Annotated in this window: 20 protein-coding genes and 1 tRNA gene; 16 read left to right on the plus strand and 5 right to left on the minus strand. The window is 37.8% G+C overall.

Annotation, left to right across the window (positions count from 1 at the left end):
* Positions 1–348 precede the first annotated feature (348 nt).
* The 7 genes from B5E95_RS08685 (at position 349) to B5E95_RS08710 (ending at position 7271) form a co-directional block, all read left to right on the plus strand.
* On the plus strand, positions 349–1344 hold the full coding sequence (locus B5E95_RS08685) for a Rib/alpha-like domain-containing protein (protein ID WP_087175857.1): 996 nt from the start codon (positions 349–351) through the stop codon (positions 1342–1344).
* A 50-nt stretch (positions 1345–1394) separates the two neighbouring features.
* The gene (locus tag B5E95_RS10990) at positions 1395–3875 is read left to right on the plus strand and encodes an MBG domain-containing protein (RefSeq protein ID WP_241146346.1); all 2481 of its coding nucleotides are present in this window, start codon (positions 1395–1397) and stop codon (positions 3873–3875) included.
* Complete coding sequence (locus B5E95_RS10995) at positions 3862–4026, plus strand: LPXTG cell wall anchor domain-containing protein (protein ID WP_241146347.1); 165 nt, start codon at positions 3862–3864, stop codon at positions 4024–4026. Before B5E95_RS10990 ends, B5E95_RS10995 begins: the two co-directional genes overlap by 14 nt.
* A 331-nt stretch (positions 4027–4357) precedes the next feature.
* Positions 4358–5542: an acetate/propionate family kinase gene (locus B5E95_RS08695; RefSeq protein ID WP_025006283.1), complete on the plus strand. Its 1185-nt coding sequence runs from the start codon at positions 4358–4360 to the stop codon at positions 5540–5542.
* A 108-nt stretch (positions 5543–5650) separates the two neighbouring features.
* On the plus strand, positions 5651–6382 hold the full coding sequence (locus B5E95_RS08700) for a carboxymuconolactone decarboxylase family protein (protein ID WP_087236281.1): 732 nt from the start codon (positions 5651–5653) through the stop codon (positions 6380–6382).
* Positions 6383–6468: 86 nt separating this feature from the next.
* Positions 6469–6696 (plus strand): P8 family protein, encoded by a 228-nt coding sequence (locus tag B5E95_RS08705; RefSeq protein WP_003632732.1) that lies wholly within the window; start codon positions 6469–6471, stop codon positions 6694–6696.
* Positions 6697–6851: 155 nt separating this feature from the next.
* The gene (locus tag B5E95_RS08710) at positions 6852–7271 is read left to right on the plus strand and encodes a bis(5'-nucleosyl)-tetraphosphatase (RefSeq protein WP_087236296.1); all 420 of its coding nucleotides are present in this window, start codon (positions 6852–6854) and stop codon (positions 7269–7271) included.
* Between the two features lie 44 nt (positions 7272–7315).
* Here B5E95_RS08710 and B5E95_RS08715 read toward each other — a convergent pair whose 3' ends face one another.
* The 3 genes from B5E95_RS08715 to B5E95_RS08725 form a co-directional block, all read right to left on the minus strand.
* Positions 7316–7612, minus strand: coding sequence for a type II toxin-antitoxin system RelE/ParE family toxin (locus tag B5E95_RS08715; RefSeq protein ID WP_338034544.1), 297 nt, complete (start codon positions 7610–7612; stop codon positions 7316–7318).
* Positions 7599–7886, minus strand: a complete 288-nt coding sequence (locus tag B5E95_RS08720) for a type II toxin-antitoxin system RelB/DinJ family antitoxin (RefSeq protein ID WP_025006287.1) — start codon at positions 7884–7886, stop codon at positions 7599–7601. Before B5E95_RS08720 ends, B5E95_RS08715 begins: the two co-directional genes overlap by 14 nt.
* Before the next feature lie 188 nt (positions 7887–8074).
* Entirely contained in the window at positions 8075–9733 is a 1659-nt protein-coding gene (locus B5E95_RS08725; protein ID WP_025006288.1) for a phosphoenolpyruvate carboxykinase (ATP), read from the minus strand.
* Positions 9734–9953: 220 nt separating this feature from the next.
* Between B5E95_RS08725 and B5E95_RS08730 the strand changes: the two genes are divergently transcribed.
* From B5E95_RS08730 to B5E95_RS08745, 4 genes are read left to right on the plus strand one after another with little or no spacing between them, the layout of a single operon-like run.
* The gene (locus B5E95_RS08730) at positions 9954–11795 is read left to right on the plus strand and encodes a TerB N-terminal domain-containing protein (protein WP_087236285.1); all 1842 of its coding nucleotides are present in this window, start codon (positions 9954–9956) and stop codon (positions 11793–11795) included.
* Positions 11796–11799: 4 nt separating this feature from the next.
* On the plus strand, positions 11800–13125 hold the full coding sequence (locus B5E95_RS08735) for an ATP-binding protein (protein WP_087236287.1): 1326 nt from the start codon (positions 11800–11802) through the stop codon (positions 13123–13125).
* Between the two features lie 11 nt (positions 13126–13136).
* Positions 13137–15368: a DEAD/DEAH box helicase gene (locus tag B5E95_RS08740; RefSeq protein WP_087236289.1), complete on the plus strand. Its 2232-nt coding sequence runs from the start codon at positions 13137–13139 to the stop codon at positions 15366–15368.
* A gap of 32 nt (positions 15369–15400) precedes the next feature.
* The gene (locus B5E95_RS08745) at positions 15401–15772 is read left to right on the plus strand and encodes a hypothetical protein (RefSeq protein ID WP_087236291.1); all 372 of its coding nucleotides are present in this window, start codon (positions 15401–15403) and stop codon (positions 15770–15772) included.
* 12 nt (positions 15773–15784) lie between these two features.
* Here the strand turns inward: B5E95_RS08745 and B5E95_RS08750 are convergent, their stop codons facing one another.
* Entirely contained in the window at positions 15785–16609 is an 825-nt protein-coding gene (locus tag B5E95_RS08750; protein WP_241146348.1) for a TIGR02452 family protein, read from the minus strand.
* 61 nt (positions 16610–16670) lie between these two features.
* On the opposite strand from B5E95_RS08750, the gene B5E95_RS08755 reads away from it, so the two are divergent.
* From B5E95_RS08755 to nagA, 5 genes are all read left to right on the plus strand, one after another.
* The gene (locus B5E95_RS08755; RefSeq protein ID WP_241146349.1) at positions 16671–17330 is read left to right on the plus strand and encodes an Rpn family recombination-promoting nuclease/putative transposase; all 660 of its coding nucleotides are present in this window, start codon (positions 16671–16673) and stop codon (positions 17328–17330) included.
* The gene (locus B5E95_RS11000) at positions 17306–17500 is read left to right on the plus strand and encodes a hypothetical protein (protein ID WP_233187229.1); all 195 of its coding nucleotides are present in this window, start codon (positions 17306–17308) and stop codon (positions 17498–17500) included. The genes B5E95_RS08755 and B5E95_RS11000 overlap by 25 nt, the downstream gene beginning before the upstream one ends.
* Positions 17501–17637: 137 nt before the next feature.
* Positions 17638–17710: transfer RNA gene (locus B5E95_RS08760), tRNA-Thr, on the plus strand.
* 165 nt (positions 17711–17875) lie between these two features.
* Complete coding sequence (locus B5E95_RS08765; RefSeq protein WP_087236294.1) at positions 17876–18589, plus strand: GntR family transcriptional regulator; 714 nt, start codon at positions 17876–17878, stop codon at positions 18587–18589.
* A gap of 16 nt (positions 18590–18605) precedes the next feature.
* Entirely contained in the window at positions 18606–19760 is a 1155-nt protein-coding gene (gene nagA, locus B5E95_RS08770) for an N-acetylglucosamine-6-phosphate deacetylase (protein ID WP_087236298.1), read from the plus strand.
* A 58-nt stretch (positions 19761–19818) separates the two neighbouring features.
* Here the strand turns inward: nagA and B5E95_RS08775 are convergent, their stop codons facing one another.
* On the minus strand, positions 19819–20025 hold the full coding sequence (locus tag B5E95_RS08775) for a hypothetical protein (RefSeq protein ID WP_241146350.1): 207 nt from the start codon (positions 20023–20025) through the stop codon (positions 19819–19821).
* Positions 20026–20181 lie beyond the last annotated feature (156 nt).

The raw sequence follows: 20181 nt of genomic DNA on the forward strand, positions 1-20181 counted from the left end.
AGCAAAAGTTTGGGAGTGTGCTAAAAAGGTTGAAAGCAGATATTAATAAACGAAGATAAGATAGGAAAATGTATTCAAATAAAATAAAGTGGATATATTTAACCAATATTTTCTAACATCACAGCACCTAGTTTAAAAGACGATCCCATTTATATCTTTAATGCCGGCGGTGATGCAAGCCCAACTCTTAACATTTCTGTCGATGGCAAGCCAACTAAATATCCAATAGCAAATCTCGGGTTACAATACCCTGCAGCCGTTGGTCAAAATAAGCAACTAATCCAACAGGCAGTTAATGGCAGTGATTTTAAAAATCAGGTTAAGATTACCTTAGCTGATGGCACGCAAATGTCTGCTAGTCAGTTACAATTAGCTGGAACTAATCAGACTAGTGCCGACATGAATTCTGGTAAGTTTCATTTGATTATCAATACAACTTTTAACAATGGGTTTACTGATGCTGGTCAGCCACTAATCTTTGCTAATCCAGACAGTCAAGATCCGGGAGCAACGCAAAAGTTTGCTAAGGCTGTGAAAAAAGCATATAAAGATTTAGGCTGTGCTCAAACTAAACCAGTAAACGTTGGTACTTTACCACAAATAAAATGGCAAAGAATTAAGGAAGATGCCTTTGCCATCATGACTTCTGTAAAAAATATAAAGAATGAAGTAGTAGATCTTACCAACGGCCCTACAAGTTACACAGAGAATGGCGGTCGCAACTTAAGCAATTTTGTTGAAAAACCTGTAACAGTTAAAGGTGGTCCTCATGGGACTATTAATGTAATTAATAATTTACTCTCTGGTGGCAATAAAGTTTGGCCTGCCGGAACTACCTTTGAATGGCAGGGTGACAACGGCGAAAAGAGTTTGGTTCTAGACAAAGCCGGAGAAACCAGGAACGGTAATATTGTAATTACTTTGCCAAGTGGTTCAAGGTATACGGTTAAGGATATTACGCTTACTACCAAGGTTAATGTAAAGGCCGAGAGTAGAACAATTGATTATGGTACGAAGTTAACGGCTAAAGATCTTGTTACTAACACGGATGTCTTTCCAGAAGGTACTACTTTCCAATACGTTGGTAATGAACCTAATTGGATGAAGCCAGGTTCCTACAATGATGTTCAGATTACTGCTACGTATTATGATCAAGGAACTAAGAAAAATATTGTTACTCCAGTAGCTCACTGTAATGTAGCCATTAATGACAGTCGCCGCATTACGGTCTTAAAGGGCTACACTGCTTATACTGGTGGTCTTGCTGACAATAAGAAGCAAATCAATTTGTATTCCCAACTTGGAATTCAGAAAATACATCTCTTTCTAGCAACGCATCAATAGCATATACAGATGCAGCTTCTGTTTATGAAGCAAAGCCAGTTCACACGATTTTGTATATTCCTGATGAAGTTCAAACTAGAACACTTACTGCTCATTTTAAGATTGCTGGTGGTGAACATAATGGGAAAACTATTGCTCCAGATGCTCAAGTTCAAGTATTATTTAAGAAAGCAGGTACTTTAGATACAGCTACTAATAAGATTGTTTACACTGGTAATTGGGCTCCAGATTGGGATGCAGGCGACGAAGCTACTCCTGTTTTCCACGTAGTTTCAGGATCTTGGAGTTTACCACCTAAGGGTAATGACGCTTCTATTGGATTGACTTCTCCTAGTCGTGATGGTTACACCGTGGCTAACATTAGATATGATGGTTCATACTCAACTTTCACATTTGCAAACCCAAATTACAACTCTAATACGGCCTATATGAATAATGATAATGATGTTTGGTACATGAGAAATGACTTAACTACTTACTATGTTCCAAATTCATTATTAAATAAGAGTGTTACAAGAACGATTACCATTAAGGAACCAGGTCAAGCAGATCGCACAATTACGCAAAATGCCAAATTAAGCAGACAAGTTAAAGTAAATGGTGATGATACTGGAGTCACCTTTGAAGGCTTTGATGGTAGTGGTTGGAAAGCTGATAGTAACTGGGGCGTACAAGATGTTCCAATTCATGCTGGCTACAACATTTCTGTCACTCAAACAGTTGAAGGAGCATCTACCTCAACTCCACTTCAACTTGTAAATGGTCAAATCCCTGCCGAAACAGTAAACGGTGATACTAAGAATACGCAAATTGTTGTAACTTACGGTGCTACTGCAACTGCTACAGCAACTCTTGGCAAGGAAGGTAGTCGCGATTATGATGCAAAGACTACTTCAGTAGCTGATGTTTTGAGCAAGTTAGGTTGGACTGATAGTGGTTTTGTAAAGAATCAAACATTGAAGTCAACTGACTTAACTGCTAGTGACTATGCTTGGTTCACCAAGAATGCTGATGGTACGTTCACTGCTATGACTGGTGATCCAATCAATGCAGGCACTTACTACTTGAAGCTCAAGGATAGTTCAGAAGCTAAGCTGAAAGCGGAAAATCCAAACTACAACTTAACGATCAATGGTGAATTTACTTACACAATTAATCCTGTAAGTGGTACTGCAACTTTAAGTGGTTCAGCTTCTAAGATTTACGATGGCAAGGATATTTCACTTGATGACTTGAATAGTCCTGATGGTGATATTGAAGCTAAGTTTACTTTCCCAGGTAGCACTGTTGCTGATACTTACAAGTTACATGCAGGTGACTACACCATTGAAAATAATTCAGCTAAGGCCGATGACTACACTGTTAGCCTAAGCACTGATGGCCTCGCTCGCTTGCAAGCTGCTATTGATAATTACGCAGGTGCAGGTAATGTAACTCTTGCTGCTAAGGATTTAAGTAGCAATGCAAGCTTTACAATTAAGCAAAAAGACTTAACCGTAACTTTAGACAAGAAGCCAAATACCACTCCTGGTAAGACTTACGATGGTCAAACAGCAACAATTGACGATAATGATGCTCAATTTACTGCAGCTGGTTTAGTTGAAGGTCAAACTTTGAATGTTGCTAACTTGACACCTAGTGATTATGAGTGGGTTGATAAAGATGGCAAGAAATTGGATAAAGTTCCAACCGATGCTGGTACTTACTACATTGCTTTAACTCAAGCTGGTGTAAAGCAATTGCAAAAGGATAATCCAAACTACAAAGTTAGCGAAAGTGGTCAGTTTGCATATGTAATAGCTAAAGCAGAGGCTAAAGTTGAAATTAATGGAAGTTACGAAGGAACTTCAACTGCTCAGGATGCGAAGATCTACAGAAATGCTGTAGTTGACGAAGTTACTGGTAAAGTAACTTATGGTGCTTGGTCAACTGGAAATTGGGGACCATTCACTACACCAACGATTGATGGATATACTCCAACAATTGCAAGCATAGCAACTAAACCTGTAACTTATGGTACTGATCCAGAAAGTGTTGATATCACTTACACACCAAATGCTCAAACAACCAACATTATCTACAAAGACGAAGATGGTCAAACCATTAGGACTGACAAAGTTGACGGTAAGACCGATGAAACTGTTGATGTTCATTCAACAATTCCAGCAGGTTGGAAGCTAGTTGATGGTCAAGACGTTCCTGAAACTGTGAAATTTGGACCAAATGGACATCCAGATATTCCTGTTGTAATTGAACACAAGACAATCACAGTAACTCCAGAAACTCCTGAAGATAAGATCCCAACAGGTAAGGTTCCAGTCAAGACTCCAAATGAGACTTCAGATGATACCGAAATCGATACCACTCCGAAGGATCAAGATCTTGAATCTGGTCCAGCCGTAATTAAGGGCTACGAAGAAAACAACGCACCTTTATATGAAGATATGAATAATTCTGCTCCAGCTAGAAACAATAATTCAATTTCACCAAAGGGTGCTGATACATACGCTTCAACTAATGCCCCCAGCTAAGGCTGCTTCAGCCGAAACTGAAGAAAACAGTGGCAAGCATGAATTACCACAAACCGGTGAAAAGCAAAATGAAGCTGGTATCTTCGGTATCCTTGCAATGGTTTTAGGCCTCTTTGGTTTAGCCGATCGCAAAAAGAAAAAGGATGAATAATCATCCCTTTGAATAAAACAAGACTCTGACGCAAAACTGCGTTGGAGTTTTTGTTTGCTCAAAAATTTTGTTATAAATTGAACAAAGTAGAATATATTTTTTATATTTTCCAAAAAAGAGACATAATATTGATATTTATCAAAATATGATTTTGACAGTTTTACATCTCGAAAAAATAATTGCAATTATTACCTATATAACAATATATTTGATTGACTTTGCTGTTTAACTGAATTTTTGAAAATCATTTGACTGGCTATTCTAATAAGCTATACTATTAAGTGAAAATTCACTTGTGAAAAATATAACTAATATTTAGGGGATGTAGTTAATGAGAAAAGTTTTGGCGGTCAATTCGGGGAGTTCGTCATTCAAGTTTAAATTATTTTCATTGCCTGATGAAAAGGTAGTAGCACGAGGAATGGCCGATCGTGTAGGTCTGGCAGATTCTACCTTTACAATTGTGCTAGCTAATGGGGAGTCACATAAAAAGCAAATTGCTATTCCAGATCAAGAAGCTGCGGTAAATTTATTGATTAATGACTTGAAGAAATATCATGCTGTCGAGAAATTGCATGAGATTGTTGGGGTGGGACACCGTGTGGTAAATGGCGGTGAATATTTTAAAGATTCAGCCATTATTAACAAGGATAATTTACAAAAGATTTGGGATTTAGCTGGTTTTGCACCTTTGCACAATCCTGCCGAAGCTAAGGGAATTGAAGCCTTTATGCATGTCTTGCCAGATGTGCCGCAGGTAGCCGTGTTTGATACCTCTTTCCACCAAACATTAGATCCTGTGCATTATTTGTATTCTATTCCTTATGATTATTACAAAAAGTATGGTGCGCGGAAATACGGTGCTCATGGCACCTCCGTGCATTACACTACCTTAGAAGCAGCTAAGATGATGCAACGCGATGTGAAGGACTTAAAGCTAATTATTTGTCACTTAGGCTCCGGTTCTTCGATTACCGCTGTTAAAAATGGCAAGTCTTATGATACTTCAATGGGCTTTAGTCCCTTGTCCGGAGTAACTATGGGTACGCGGTCAGGCGATATTGACCCATCTCTTGTGCAACACTTAATGCATAAAACCGGAGATTCAATTGATGAGATGATTGATATTTTGAATAAAAAGTCTGGTTTAATTGGACTCTCTGGTATTTCTTCAGATATGCGTGACTTGAAATATAACGATGATCCGCGAGCTGTTTTGGCACGCAAGATCTTTATCAATCGTGTTGTGCGTTATATTGGTTCATATCTTGCTGAAATGGGCGGCGCCGATGGAATAGTCTTGACCGCAGGCGTTGGTGAAGGCGACGTAGAAGTGCGCAAGCAGATAATGGATGCCTTTAGGTATATGGGTGTAAAACCTGACTATGAGGCTAATAAGAGCAATGGCCGGAAGTTTATCACTAAGCCGGATTCCAAGATTCAAGTGATGATCATCCCAACTAATGAAGAGTTGATGATTGCCCGTGATGTTGTCCGTTTAACTAAATGTTGCTAATAAGCATAAGCAGAAGTTATTCCGCAGAATAAAAAATAGATATTTTTCTTTAGGTCTGAAACGTACTTAAATAAGTAGTGAAGAGATCGTTTTAGAAAGGAAAATATCATGTCAATTAAAGAAAATGCACAAAGAATTCATGCTAACTTATTAGAAAAAACGGATCCAGAAGCCTTAGAACGGATTAATCATTTTGCTTTTGATGAAGTACAAGCTGCGGTTGATTTGCCTGATAGAACTAAGATGTTGTCAACGCTGGCTTATTTGTTAGGGATGCAAGGGATTGACGAGTATAAGGTCATGCTTCCCGTTGCTCTTGATAACGGGGTTAGTCCAGTTGAAGCTAAAGAAGTTTTGTATCAAGCTGTTGACTATTTAGGATTAGGTCGTGTTTTTCCATTTTTCAAAGCAACTAACGATATTTTGACTGCAAGAGGAGTAGATTTGCCGCTACCAGGTCAGTCAACCACAACGATGAAGAATCGCCTAGAAAAAGGTGAAGAGACGCAAATTCGTTTATTTGGTCCGCAAATGAAGAATTTTGCCAAGAAGGGTACCATCAACAAGTGGCTTGTAGATAATTGTTTTGGTGATTACTACACCAGAAAAGGTTTAGACGATCGTGACCGCGAAATGATTACATTTTGCTACATTGCTGCACAAGGTGGCTGTGAACCACAATTATTATCACATGCGCAAACTAATATTAGATTGGGCAACGACAAGGAATTCTTAATGAAGGTCATTGAACAAAATGTGCCATTCATTGGATATCCTCGTTCACTTAATGCAGTGAGAATCGTTAACCAAGCTGATGAAGCAGTTAACGGCAAAGATTAGAAAATTAATAAATTAAGCCCTTTCATTTAACAGCTTAAGTTAATAGAACTAGAATAGAAGATGTAGATGAAAGGAAGCTTATAATTATGGCAGATGCAAAAGAAATTGAACAAACAGCAATGATTGATCGTGAAATGGACCAAGTATTTGATTGGGCAAAGGGTAACTCAATGCCTATTCGTGACGCTATTTGGGACCACGAAATGGAAGCAAACAACCATGACACCATGAAGACTGAAGCAGCCTGTGAATGGATGCTCAAGGCCGATGATGATAAGATCAAGGATTACTGCGAAAAAAACTTAAAGAAGTAACTAAAATATTCTACTAGTCTTAATAATTTCGTCTGCTTTAAATTGACCAAATTTTAATTTGGTCAATTTTTTTGTATATTTCTTGCAAACGGCATATGAATCATCAATAATTATCAATAATTGTCTTATTAATGAAATGGGTGATAAAAATGAGACTGAAATTGGAACATTCTGCTGGTGCAGTTATTTACCGTAGACGTGAGGATGGTCAATTAGAGTTTTTAATTTTTCAAAGCGTGATTAATGACAATTGGGGCTTTCCTAAGGGACACTTAGAAAATGATGAGGATGCTGAAACTGCAGCTAAGCGAGAGGTATTTGAGGAAGTAGGGTTAAAGCCAGAATTTGATTTTAATTTTGTTCAAAAAACGCGATATGCATTAGCTGCAGGTAAAGAAAAAATGGTTACCTACTTTTTAGCTAAATATGTTGCAGGACAAGAGGTAGTTACGCAAAAAGAAGAGATCAAGGGCGATAAGTGGGTAACACGTGCTGAAGCTGAAAAGTATCTCACTGTTTATGATAAGATGCGAGTGCTTGAAGCTGCACAAGACTATATTGAAAAAAGTAATTAAAGATCTACATAACAAAAAGACGAGAGCAATTAACTCTCGTCTTTTTAGTAGATGATTCTATGTGTTTGTTTATGGTTACCAATATCAAGTAAAATTAATTCAATTCGTTCAGTGTATTCGTTAAAACGATAGCATAGTAACCAGTCATCGTTATACTGTCTATCTATATGCATTTCTCGTACACCTTTGTCTAAAGGATGATCTTTATGCTTTTTTAAAAATTTTTGATCGTTCGTCACGATTGCTTTGACGCATTTTTTTACTTTATCCATTGGATAATGTTTTCTATTATATTTTTTGGCAGATCGAATGAATAGTGGGGTATACTTAATCTTCATCATTCAAAGCCTTATCGAATCCTTGATTAAATTCTTCTAATGAATTAAATTCACCAGCGAATTCACCTCGATCAGCTTCCGCAATAGCAGCATCTAATTCAGTAGTTGGTTTTAATGATAGAGGGATACTTTTAGTATGTTGAACCTCTTTTAAATACATTTTTATTCCTGTACTCAAATCTAAACCATAATATTTAAAAATAGCAGCAACTTCTTTTTTATCTTTTTCTGGCATTTTAAAATTTACTTGACTTAATTTTTCTTTATTTGAAATCATAATATCAGCTCCTTATATCTATTTTATTGTAAATTAAAGAAACTGTAAATAAAATAGATATAAGATATATATCTAATTAATAGAAATGCAAGATTATACCAAAAAAGGCGAGAGTAACAACTCTCGTCTTTTAGTCATTAAGAAAATGTGTTTTTAATTATATGAGGTAATATTATTTTCCCTAATTATTAGCTTAATTCCTTGATAATAGCTTCCAAGGTCTTCTTAGCTTCATCTTGAATTGGAGTTTCTGGGTGTTCTTCATCGTACTTGTTAAGCCAGTTCAAACGATCTTGCATTCTCTTAGCCAAGGTCTTTTGGTATTCTGGGTCTTCAAGGTGAACTTCGTAGCCTTCAATTGGTAAGTAGCTTACACCCTTGAAGTTACCGAATGGCTTGAAGTCACTGTCCTTGATGTTACCGTTAGCCAAGTCTTCGATCAACTTCTTAGTAACTTCCTTAGGAATGTCCTTGCCCATGAAGGCATCTGTGTTCAAGCTGTAGCAGCTTGCTCCACGCTTAGTGAACAATTCCTTGAAGTCAGTGTAGTCACCAGATACTGGGTAAGCACGGAATGGGTCTGCGAATGGTTCGATAACCAAGGTGTTCATGTCGAAGCCCTTAGGCAAGTTTTCAGCACTAGTTCTCTTGGTTGCTAAAGTACAGCCCATAGTAGTTGCCAAAACTGGGTCGTCAATCTTGATGATTGGAGGCAATGAACCATCCTTCATAATCCAGAACAAAGCGGTAATTGGTGACTTTTCAAAGTCTACACGGTGAGGACTAGTGTAACGGGTCTTGATAACACGACCGTTGTTGTTACGTAAGTCTTCAGTAACGATAACTTTCTTACCGTTTGAGTCTAACGTTACGTCACAGTTCATAATAGTAGTGTAGTACTTAGTTTCGTGGTGACCTGCTGGGTAGTCGTGGGTCTTGTCGAAGTATGAAGGTTCAAGTGCTACAGATGAACCGTCTTCACGTGAAATGATGAATGCATCGTCGTGCAAAACGGTGATATCATATTTACCATCGTACATTTCGTGAGTCAAAGTTGACTTACCAGAACCTGACAAGCCGTAGAATGCGAAGGTCTTGTCGTCTTTATCGTCAAAGTGGAATGACTTTTCACCACCGTGACATGCAGTGTAGCCGTGACGGTGAGCGATAGCCCAAGCTAAGGTTAAGGTACCCTTCTTAAGTTCACCGAAGTAGCGAAGGTTGAAGACAGCAGCACAGTTATGTGGAGCGTCGAATACGCCTAAACCCTTTGGATAGTCTTCGTCTTGAACATTAGGATCGAAGTAGAAGTAAATATCAGGTTCATCATAGAACTTAGACTTTGCGTACATCTTTTCAGCTTCATCATCGAAGAAGTGGAAGTTCAAAATGTATGAAAGCAGGTTGAAGGCTTGATCTTCTGGCATCATGATGTGAGCCTTAACAGTAAATGATGGGTCAAGACCTACCAAAACAGTAGCCTTTAAGTATTTTTGTTCGTGGCCCTTGTAGATATCTTCACGCAAGTTACCGTTCAATGCTTCAGCATCTTCGTTAGGATTGTCAACGAAGTGACGTGCACTGGCAGTTCTACCTAAGATCTTACCGTGGTTGTAAACCAATTGGGTTGCACCATGTGGCAAGCCTAATTCTTTAGTGTGTAAGATTGGCAAGTCAGTAACAATAACGCCTGATTGCTTCTTTGCTAAATTATAAGCTTCAGCAACACTAGTTACTTCGTGTACGTTGTTGCCGTAAAATGCACTTTCGATAGTTGCACGAGTGCGGCTAAACATTGGATTTGCTTTTCTAAGTTCGTCTTGAGAATAACGTTCTTTTGTACTCATATTAAGTTTTTGTCCTCTCTAGGAAGCTATTAATTAAAACGCTTTCATTAACTTACAGTTATTATACTAACATACTTGACTGGGTATAACCACCTAAATATTAAAATATAAGGTTTATGAAATACGAAAACATATACATAAAATAAAAAAACGCAAAGAAGACTAAGAATAAAATAGATGATATAATATAGAACATACGTACGAAAAAGGGAACATAAAAATGGATTCTAATCAGCTTTTTAAATATGTTTATGCTAAATATGGCTTGAAGTTTGAACCAATTGTGTCAGGTTCAACGGATACTTATGTATTAATGTCTCCACTTGATAGTGCTTATTTTGCTATGCTTTCTCGAATTAATGGTGAAAATTCAAGCAAGAGCAGTATTGCGGTTTTAGATTTAAAATGTGGTGACTTTGCTCCAACGATTCGTGATTTGCCTGGTTTTACTGATCCGGTTCGCATCAAGGGAGCAGAATGGGTAGGCGTAGTTTTGACTAATAATCGCGATGAGCAAGCGATTAAGAAGGCGCTAGATTATGCATTTAAATTAGCGATGAATGGTCAAGATACAAATGTCGCTAAGAGCCAATATTTTTATATTCCAGGAGAAAAAACAGAGGAAAAATATCAAGCGCAGCCAATAAAGCAGCGGTTGCCGCGTAGACAAGTTAACGATGAGATTCCCGATAAGATCAGACAAATGCGGGAATTATATGATTACAGTATTCTTCCTAGCACAGGTCGGCAGAAGAATTTTTATATTCAAGGGCAGTTTATGGCTGATTACGAAGATGAATATAAAAAATATTTTGCTTTCAAGCGTTTCTTTCCTACTTATCATGATATGAATGTGGGGCAATTGCGTAGTTACTTTACCTGGAGGACTAAGATTCGCAAGGGGGATTACCATCGCACTAGTACATCTTATGCATATGTATATTTGTATGAGCTGTTTAATAATATTGGCGTGGATAATCCACAGGATGGCTATGATAAACTGATTGCTTTTAAAAAGAATTATGTGGATAATTTCGATTTAGGAATTCAAACATATTTGGCAGATTGGATAAAGGATTACGTGCTTTATTACGGCTTAGGAAAAGAAAAAATAGCTGAGCATTTTGCCAAAGATATTGAGCAAGATCATGATGATGAAATATTGCATTATCCGCAAAAATATACGGCAGAAGAGTTAGCGGAAGTTTTTGCAAAAAAGACGACATACTGGAAATCTTCAAAAGTAATTGCAAAGAATAAAGAGGTTTTTGTTCAAGTTTTAAAATGTGTTTGGCAAGAGGTGTTAGATGCTAAAAAATATGGCATAGCTTATTACAGCAGCTTTGTAGCTAAGCCGAAGGTCGTTGAGCAGCCCGTTTTTAAGCTCGCAGTTTTCTACAGAAAAGCAAAAAAGCCAATGACGGTTAAGATTGATGCTGTGAGAAAGTATTATTACAAAAAGGGTTGGTGGTACATTCATCAAGAAGAAGCTGTGCCAAGACAGCGAACGAACTTGAATACTTTTTTGCATGAAGTAGATCGTTTAGTACGCGAGAAGCTGAATTTAGGACGCGCAGTCAAGCCGCGTTTTATTGATCAAGCCGTGTTAAAGGCGATTACGGCTGGAATTGCTGCTTATCAACAGCAAAAAAAACAGGCAAAGATTGATCAGATTAAAATTGATTTTTCTGATTTAGACAAGATTCGGGCCAATGCTTCTGTCACGCGTGATAGTCTGTTAACCGATGAGGAAAAGCAGCTTGAGCAAGAAGAACAAGAGCAAGTGCAAAAGCAGGAGCAAGAAGTAGAAGTTTCAGTAGATCAAGATGACTACGGTTTAGACAAAGACGAAATGTTTTTACTAATGGCTTTATTGCAAGGAAAGCCGTGGCAAGATTATGTGCAAAAACACCATCTAATGGTTTCGATTTTAGCTGATAATATTAATGAAAAATTGCTGAATGAGATTGGCGATAGTGTGATCGAATTTAATGAACAAGATCAGCCACAAATAATTGAAGATTATGCGGATGATTTACAAGAAATGTTTTTAAAGGGATGATAAAATGCCAGAAAAAATAAGAGTACCAAAAAGAATTGCACAAACTGTATTAAATTCACTAAAAGGTGGGGTAGTGCCGCGGATTGGTTTGCCTTATATTACAGTCGGCCGTAAAGAAGAAATTGAAGCCCTGCTTCATGATGTTGATATTATTCAAGATGGCGGTGCAAGTTTTCGTTTTATCGTTGGACGTTACGGTTCAGGCAAAAGCTTTTTACTGCAGACAATTCGTAATTATGTAATGGACAAAAATTTCGTTGTGGTTGATGGCGATTTGTCTCCAGAGCGTCGCTTGCAAGGTTCTAAAGGACAAGGACTAGCAACTTACCGTGAATTAATCCAAAATCTTTCTACCAAAACTCGTCCTGAAGGTGGGGCCTTAACCTTAATTCTTGATCGTTGGATTAATTCTGTGCAAAGCCAGGTAGCCCAAAGTGGTATTGCCAATGATGATTCCAAGTTTGAAACCGAAGTAGATAAGAAAATCTATGCAGTAATTTCATCATTAAATGAATTAGTACATGGTTTTGATTTTGCTAAATTGCTTAACATGTATTATCACGCTTATATGTCTAATGACGATGAAACTAAAGCTAAAGTACTTAAGTGGTTTAGAGGCGAGTATAGTCATAAGACTGAAGCTAAAAAAGATTTGGGTGTGGATATTATCATTTCAGACAGCGATTGGTATGAATATCTCAAATTGTTTGCGGCTTTCTTCAGACAGGCAGGTTATGCTGGCCTCATGATCATGATTGACGAATTGGTCAACATTTTTAAAATTCCGAATGCGATTAGTCGTCAATATAATTATGAAAAGATTTTGACAATGTACAATGACACCTTGCAGGGTAAGGCGAAGTACTTAGGCATCATTATGTGCGGGACGCCACAAGCAATTGAAGACCGGCGCCGCGGCGTTTATTCATACGAAGCACTTCGCAGCCGGCTTGCTACAGGAAAGTTTGTTCAAAACGGTGCGCGTGATATGTACGCTCCAGTGATTAAGTTGCAGCCATTGACCGCAGAAGAAATGCTAGTTTTAACTGAAAAATTGGCGGACATGCATGCTAACTTATATGGCTATGAAAGAACTATTACTGATGATGATTTAGCACAATTTATCAAAATAGAGTATGCGCGTGTTGGTGCAGATACTAACATTACGCCACGTGAAATTATTCGTGACTTTATTGAATTGCTCGACATCGTTTGGCAAAATCCTGACACTAAAATCACGGATCTGCTTAATTCTGATCGTTTTAATTATGCAAAATCTGAGGCTGTCTCAGATAATAAAGAGCAAGATTATACTGAATTTAGAATTTAAGGGTAAAAAAGATGGATGTTTTTTCACATTATGCACCATTTATCCAAGACTATATTTATGAACATGGTTGGCAAAATTTACGTCCGATTCAGGTAGCAGCCGCGGAGGAAATTTTTGAGACGGAAGATAATGTGCTTTTGTCAGCTTCAACTGCGTCAGGGAAAACAGAAGCCGCATTTTTCCCGATCTTGTCAGATATCTATAATGAACCAGAGGATTCGGTCAAAGCGCTTTATATTGCGCCACTAAAAGCTTTAATTAATGATCAATACGATCGCTTGACGGAGCTTTGTCAGGATGTCGATATACCAATTTGGCGCTGGCATGGGGATGTAGCGCAAACGCAAAAAAGAAAGATGCTTAAGAACCCATCAGGAGTTTTACAAATTACGCCTGAATCTCTTGAGAGTTTCATGATCAATAAGCACATGGATATTCCTCATTTGTTTGGCGGGCTGAAGTATATTGTGATTGATGAACTCCATTCATTTTTGCGCAGTGACCGCGGTGGCCAAACCTTTTGTCTAATTGAACGTTTGTCAAAATTAGCAAATGTTAATCCCAGAAGAATCGGACTTTCAGCAACCATCGGTAATTTGCAAGATGCCAGCGATTTTTTAGGAGCTGGTTCAAATAGAAAGACGGTTGCACCTAAGGTGCAGAACGAACCACAGATTTGGCATCTTTCAATGGAACATTTTTATAAAACTGGTCCACAGGCCAGCAGCAAGGATTTTGATCCTAGTCAAGTCGAGCCTATAACGGATAAGGCACCTGAATTGGCCGATCCAGGTATTGGTTATATTTTTGAACATACACGTGGTAAAAAATGCCTAGTTTTTACTAATAGTCGTGAAGAGTGCGAAGCGGTATGTCAGGAACTGAGGGCGTATTGCGCTTATAACCATGAGCCGGATCGCTTTATGATTCATCACGGTAATCTTTCACCGGCACTACGGGAAACAGCTGAAGCGGCGATGAAAGATGAAGATGTTTATATGACAACCTGTGCTACTGCAACACTGGAATTGGGAATCGATATTGGTCAGCTGGAATCAGCGTTTCAAATTGATGCTCCGTTTACGGTGTCAGGCTTTTTGCAAAGAATGGGGCGTACAGGTCGTCGCGGCAATCCACCAGAAATGCATTTTGTTATGCGCGAAGAACATCCAGAATCTCGGGCCATGCTACCAGAATTAATTCCGTGGCCTCTTATTCAGGGAATTGCCCTGGTTCAACTTTACGCGGAAGAAAAATGGGTGGAGCCGCCTGAACCTAATCGCTTGCCGTATAGTTTGCTTTATCATCAAACTATGAGTACGCTCGCCTCTAGTGGAGAGATGACGCCAGCAGAGCTTGCCTCAAGGGTGCTCACTTTGTCGTATTTTCATAATGTTAGTCAGGAAGACTACAAAGTTTTGCTTAGGCATTTGCTTAAAATTGACCACATTGAATGGACCGAGAATAAAGGATTAGTAGTCGGGCTTGCCGGTGAAAAGGTTGTGAATAACTTTAAATTTTATGCGGTTTTTGCGGAAAATGAAGAATTTAGTGTTCATGCTGGCAGCGAAGAATTAGGTACAATTGTTAAGCCACCTCCAGTTGGAGACAAAATTGCAATTGCTGGTCGAGTTTGGGTAGTTGAAGATGTCGATCGCAAGCGTCATCAAGTGTATTGCCATGAGGTGAAGGGAAGAATTCCTGCTTTCTTTGGGGATGTGCCAGGTGATATTCAGCCGAAGATTTTGCAAAGGATGAAAAAGGTTTTGGAAGAGAAGGTCATGTATCCTTATCTGATGCAAAATGGCAAGGCACGCTTAACCCAGGCTCGTGATACTGCAGCTTTAGCTGGCTTAGCTAAAAAAAATTTGATTAAGCTTGGCGGCAATATGTGGTGTCTTTTCCCTTGGACTGGAACGTATGCCTTTTTGGCGCTTGAACGGTTGATCAAAATTAAGTGCGGAGAGCAGTTGAATATCCGAGGTTTTAATTCATCTCGTCCATATTTTATGTATTTTGCGATGGATGGGGATGAACAAGACTTTTGGCGCATTCTTAAAGAGGAAGCTGACAAAGACTTTAATCCGCTGGATTTAGTCTATCCTAAAGAAGTTCCAGGAATCGACAAGTATGATCAATATTTGCCAAAAGAGTTATTGCGTAAGGAGTTTGCTTATAGCGTATTGGATATTCAAGAGATGAAACGCTGCGTTAAGCAAATGGCGGATAACTATTTGGTATAATGGGAATATCTTGAAAAGGAAAGAGAAGATCAATGCTTAAAATTAATCAAAATGTATCTAAGGATGCACAAACCAGAACTTTATTAAAGGAATTGCTTAAGGTGCATCAAGTTCATCAAGCATACAATGTGCGTGATTTAACTGATGCGGACGAGCAAATTTTAGAGAAGGCATTTAATTTAACTCGAGAAATGATGTCTAAGATTTCTACTAAAAAGATTAAGTTTGCAGATAAAAAGTGGGATTCTTTGTTTAACTTTTTGATGGCAGAACAAATTGCATTTGCACGAGTTTTAGCTAGTGGCGATGATAACTTGAATGGTTATGTTCAAGCTAAGAATCAGTCTCAACAAGCTTATGCTTTAGCTGAAACTGCTATTAATAATTTAGAAAATGAAAAATAAAAAAAGAGTTTTTCAGGACTTAATTAGTAAATTTTTAAAATCTTGTGCTGCCGAATTGCGATGATCATCAATTACGGCAAAAGTCACTTTTTTAATTGAAGATTTTTCTTTGAAGACGTTGTACCACATTTGGGCAACGTCTTTTGCTTTGAAACCAAAAACGCCGGCTCCCCATGCTCCTAGGATAAGGTGAGCAACGTGCTGACTCTCCGCAATTTGTTTTACGAAGGTCATCCGATTTTGTAAAGTTAGACAAGCATTTCTATACGAAATGCCGGATAGCTTTACTTGAGTGTAATTTGGAGCTGCACAGGAGATGATATCCACCTGTGCATAAATCTTGGGATGTGCAAATAAGATGTTAGGTGAATAAAGAGCGCGATTTTTATAAAGTGAATGGTTAATATGAGCATTATTCCATTTGTAGTAAGTTTGTTCAAATGGCGCAAGACACTGATAAAGATCAGATTCAAGGCAAAGTGCTTCCTCTTGAGCAACGATGCCGCGCAAGTATCCGCCACCTGCTTCTAGGTAATCCGCGAAGTTAAGTGCAGCTGTTTTTTCAGTTTGCCAATTAGAATGTGAAATGGCAGTAGCAGTATCTGTTGGCGTGAAACATAACTGTGGATAAGTTGAAGATGATGGAACTGAAAAGGTGGGTTGATCATTGTAGATAGTAGTGTTATCGACAGTTTCTTGGATTTGCTGTGCATAAAACTTGGTCATTTGTTCATTGTGAGCTTTGATTTTAGGGATGCTGTACATGTTAGTTGCCTTCTTTTTAGTAAATATTGTATTTTCTAAATATAAGTATGAATTTTTGAAAAATTTTGCCAACTTTTTGCGTATTAAATAGTGAAGGGGATTTTCTCTTACATTATTAGAAAGTTGGTGTGTAATGAAAGAAACACACAAAATTCAGCCATGGTATGGCTTCTCAGAGGATCAAGTTTTTGGCGAGGTGATGGCTAATTCAGATTTTTGCCGTTATGTTTTGCGGACAGTGACTGGAATTACTGAAATTTCAGAGATTTTTTCACCGGAAAAGCAAAAAGAAATCAAGGATCCGTCGCATAAAACACAGAAAGATGTCCGATTGGATGTTTCTGTTGAAGATCATGAGCATAATCTTTATGATTTGGAGATGCAAGTTAAGGACAAGAAGGATCTAGGTCGGCGCATTCGCTATTATATTTCGAAGTATGATCAGCGTTATACTTTGAATAAAGGCAAGACCTATCGAGATATGAAAAATATAACGATAATTTTCTTTTGTATGTTTGATCCATTTAAGCAAGGCAAAATTCGGTATTCTTTTCATTGGACTGAAGATTCTGATCAAACAATTAAATTGTCTGCGGGAATTGATATCATTATAATAAATGCTAAAGGAAAACCTAACGGTGAAAGCAATGACCTGTTAGGATTAGTTGATTTGATCAATGATCGTCCAGTGCATTTAAACAAATACTTTGACTGGGCACAAAAGAAAATTAAAGAGTTAAATGATGATCCAAAATGGAGGGACAGATTATGGACTACGAGACAAGACTTTTAGAAGAAAAACAAGAGGGCAAAGAAGAAGCTACAATTACTGGTCTTAAGAAGTTGATCACTGTATTAAAGAATTTAAGCAGTCCTTATGATCAAATCTTGCATCAATTAGAACTTACATATGGTGATCAATTCACTAAAAAGGAATTAGAAGATTTTATTAAACAAGCTTAGTAATAAAAGATGTTGTTTACACAAAAACAACATCTTTTTAATTAAATTTAAAATATACTATCACATCACTAGATGAAATATGCTTCTCTAATTGCATGGAATCCACACTTTTGGTATAATTTTAGTGTTGTGAGGTTGCTGAATTAGCTCAGTCGGTAGAGCGTCTCCCTCGTAAAGAGAAGGTCGGCAGTTCGATTCTGCCATTCAGCATCAGAGTACTAACAAAAGACCTGTAATGAAGCCCGGCTTTAGGAGTTGAGTATTCATGCAGGTCTTTTTTTGCACCAAAAATAACTGGTTATAACCACTTTGCAGAAAGCTCTTTCATGATATAATTTTACTTAAAGTGGTACTAACCAGTTAGAAGGTGAGTAAATGAAAAGTCCACTTTATAAAGAATTGATGAACCAACTGGCTGCACATATCAAAAAAGATTATCAACCTAATCAGAAGCTTCCGAGCGAACGAGAACTAGTTGAAATGTTCAAGGTGAGCCGTAGCACTGTGCGTTTAGCACTTAATGAATTGGAAGAAAAGGGTTTAATTTATCGTTTGCATGGTAAAGGGACCTTTGTTACACCAACTTTTATCAAGCAGCCGAACTTAGGTAGCATGTATTCTTTTAGTAGCCAGATGGAAGGCGAAGGCAAGGAAATATCTACTAAAAATATTTCTCTTAAATTGTGTACACCAGAAAAAGAAATTGCACTGCAATTGAATCTTGCGTCAAATGATCAAGCGTATGAATTGATAAGATTACGTTTGGCTGATGGTGAGCCGTTAGTGTATAACCGCACTTATTTGCCAGAGAAGATTTTTCCTAATTTAACTTTAGATGATTTGAATCAAGGGACTTTATATGGAACTTTGAAAAAGAAATATCATCAAATTAGTGTATTGGCATTTGAAGATGTACAAGCAGTTAATCTGACTAAAGAAGCGGCTCAACTTCTTCATGTTAAAGAAAATACGGCTAGTTTAAAAATTAACCGTAAAGCAATAAATGATAAAAACATCCCGATCGAGTTTACACAAGCACTCGCTCGCGGAGATAAATTTGTATATAGATCTAAGCAATATAATGAATAATATGAGGAGAAAAATGATGACATATTTCATTCATGCAGATAAATTCTTTTTAGAAAATAAAACTGAAATTGGTGGTTATTTAGAAGTTGATGATCACGGAAAATTTGGTTTTTATTATCCAGAAGATGAAAAGCCTGAAGGCAAGATTGTCGATTATACCGGTAAATGGATTGCTCCTGGATTAGTTGATACTCACATTCACGGTTTAGTTAATGAAGATTCTATGAAGAGTGACTGGGAAGGAATCAACAAGATTTCTGAAGGTTTACTTAAGGCAGGTGTTACTTCATGGCTTCCAACTACGATTACTGATAGTGATAAACATTTAATTGAAACTTGTGAAAAGTATGCAGCACATAAGGGTGAAGAAACTGGTGCTAAAATTCAAGGCTTACACTTTGAAGGACCTTACTTTACTCCTAAACATGCTGGTGCAGAAAATCCTAAGTATATGCGTGATCCTTCAATTGAAGAGCTTCGCCGTTATGAAGAAGCTTCTGACGGGATGCTAATTAAGATGTCGATGGCTCCAGAACGTAAGGGTTCCAAAGAATTTGTTCGTCAAGCAGTGAAAGACGGCATCATCATTGCATTAGGACACTCAGCCTCAGATTATAAGGATGCCATTGCATGTGTCGAAGCAGGTGCCACTATGTTTTGTCATACGTATAACGGTATGGAACCAATGTCACAACACGCTCCTAACTTGCTTGGTGCCGCATATTCTGCTCGCTTGGTCACCGATGAATTAATTTGTGATGGTCACCATGTATTGGAACCAACTGTCAGAGCATTGGTACGTGCTAAGGGTCCAGAACATATTTGCTTGATCACTGACTGTATGCAAGCGGGACTCATGCCAGATGGTGATTACATGTTAGGTGAATTGCCAGTTTATGTAAAAGATGGTATGGCTCGTCTAAAGGATGGCGATAACTTAGCAGGTAGTATCTTGTTGTTGAAGCAAGCTGTAAAGAATCTGGTTGATTGGAACGTTGTTACTCCTGAAGATGCAATTATGATGGCATCATATGTTCCGGCACGTTCAATTAATAAGCTTGATAAATGTGGTTCAATTAAGCCTGATAAGCCAGCTGATTTCATTGTTTTGAATCCAGACATGACTTTGAGTGAGACTTATTTGGATGGTGTATCTAGATATAAAGCTTAAAATATTATTTTAGATAGAAAAACAGGTATGCGTTGTCATGATGCATACCTGTTTTTGATTAGATTGATTTTTTAATTACTGCTTGAAGTGCACGTTCCTTCAGTTTATCAGTATCGATATCAGTCTTTTGTTCATAGCCTCGAGCTAAAACATCACACAAATATAATTGCGATACTTGTCCTGAAACCGAACCAATGTTGGTAAATTCACCAACTGCCGTTTGCAGACATGCATCCCCAGTTAAATAAATCAATAAAAATGCCAAAAGTTTTGACTGTAGTTAAAAAAATCTGCTTTTGCATAAAACAAAACATACTAATCTAGTGTTGGATGATTACTCGACGGAGTAGTCGTTCAACACTTTTTCTTTTACTATGTAAAGTGGAGATGAAGCCAATGCCGTGACTGCTTTGGACACATG

The sequence above is a fragment of the Lactobacillus gallinarum genome (assembly GCF_002160635.1).
Lineage (GTDB): Bacteria > Bacillota > Bacilli > Lactobacillales > Lactobacillaceae > Lactobacillus > Lactobacillus gallinarum.

Bases quoted from the DNA above. Each gene is read 5' to 3' on its own strand.
- B5E95_RS08705 (WP_003632732.1), top strand. From the start codon at position 6,469: ATGGCAGATGCAAAAGAAATTGAACAAACAGCAATGATTGATCGTGAA.
- B5E95_RS08765 (WP_087236294.1), top strand. From the start codon at position 17,876: ATGAAAAGTCCACTTTATAAAGAATTGATGAACCAACTGGCTGCACAT.
- B5E95_RS10995 (WP_241146347.1), top strand. From the start codon at position 3,862: ATGCCCCCAGCTAAGGCTGCTTCAGCCGAAACTGAAGAAAACAGTGGC.
- B5E95_RS08720 (WP_025006287.1), bottom strand. From the start codon at position 7,886: ATGATTTCAAATAAAGAAAAATTAAGTCAAGTAAATTTTAAAATGCCA.
- B5E95_RS08715 (WP_338034544.1), bottom strand. From the start codon at position 7,612: ATGATGAAGATTAAGTATACCCCACTATTCATTCGATCTGCCAAAAAA.
- B5E95_RS08730 (WP_087236285.1), top strand. From the start codon at position 9,954: ATGGATTCTAATCAGCTTTTTAAATATGTTTATGCTAAATATGGCTTG.
- B5E95_RS08735 (WP_087236287.1), top strand. From the start codon at position 11,800: ATGCCAGAAAAAATAAGAGTACCAAAAAGAATTGCACAAACTGTATTA.
- B5E95_RS08685 (WP_087175857.1), top strand. From the start codon at position 349: ATGTCTGCTAGTCAGTTACAATTAGCTGGAACTAATCAGACTAGTGCC.
- B5E95_RS08700 (WP_087236281.1), top strand. From the start codon at position 5,651: ATGTCAATTAAAGAAAATGCACAAAGAATTCATGCTAACTTATTAGAA.
- B5E95_RS11000 (WP_233187229.1), top strand. From the start codon at position 17,306: ATGGACTACGAGACAAGACTTTTAGAAGAAAAACAAGAGGGCAAAGAA.
- B5E95_RS08725 (WP_025006288.1), bottom strand. From the start codon at position 9,733: ATGAGTACAAAAGAACGTTATTCTCAAGACGAACTTAGAAAAGCAAAT.
- B5E95_RS08740 (WP_087236289.1), top strand. From the start codon at position 13,137: ATGGATGTTTTTTCACATTATGCACCATTTATCCAAGACTATATTTAT.
- B5E95_RS08695 (WP_025006283.1), top strand. From the start codon at position 4,358: ATGAGAAAAGTTTTGGCGGTCAATTCGGGGAGTTCGTCATTCAAGTTT.
- B5E95_RS08755 (WP_241146349.1), top strand. From the start codon at position 16,671: ATGAAAGAAACACACAAAATTCAGCCATGGTATGGCTTCTCAGAGGAT.
- B5E95_RS08745 (WP_087236291.1), top strand. From the start codon at position 15,401: ATGCTTAAAATTAATCAAAATGTATCTAAGGATGCACAAACCAGAACT.
- nagA (WP_087236298.1), top strand. From the start codon at position 18,606: ATGACATATTTCATTCATGCAGATAAATTCTTTTTAGAAAATAAAACT.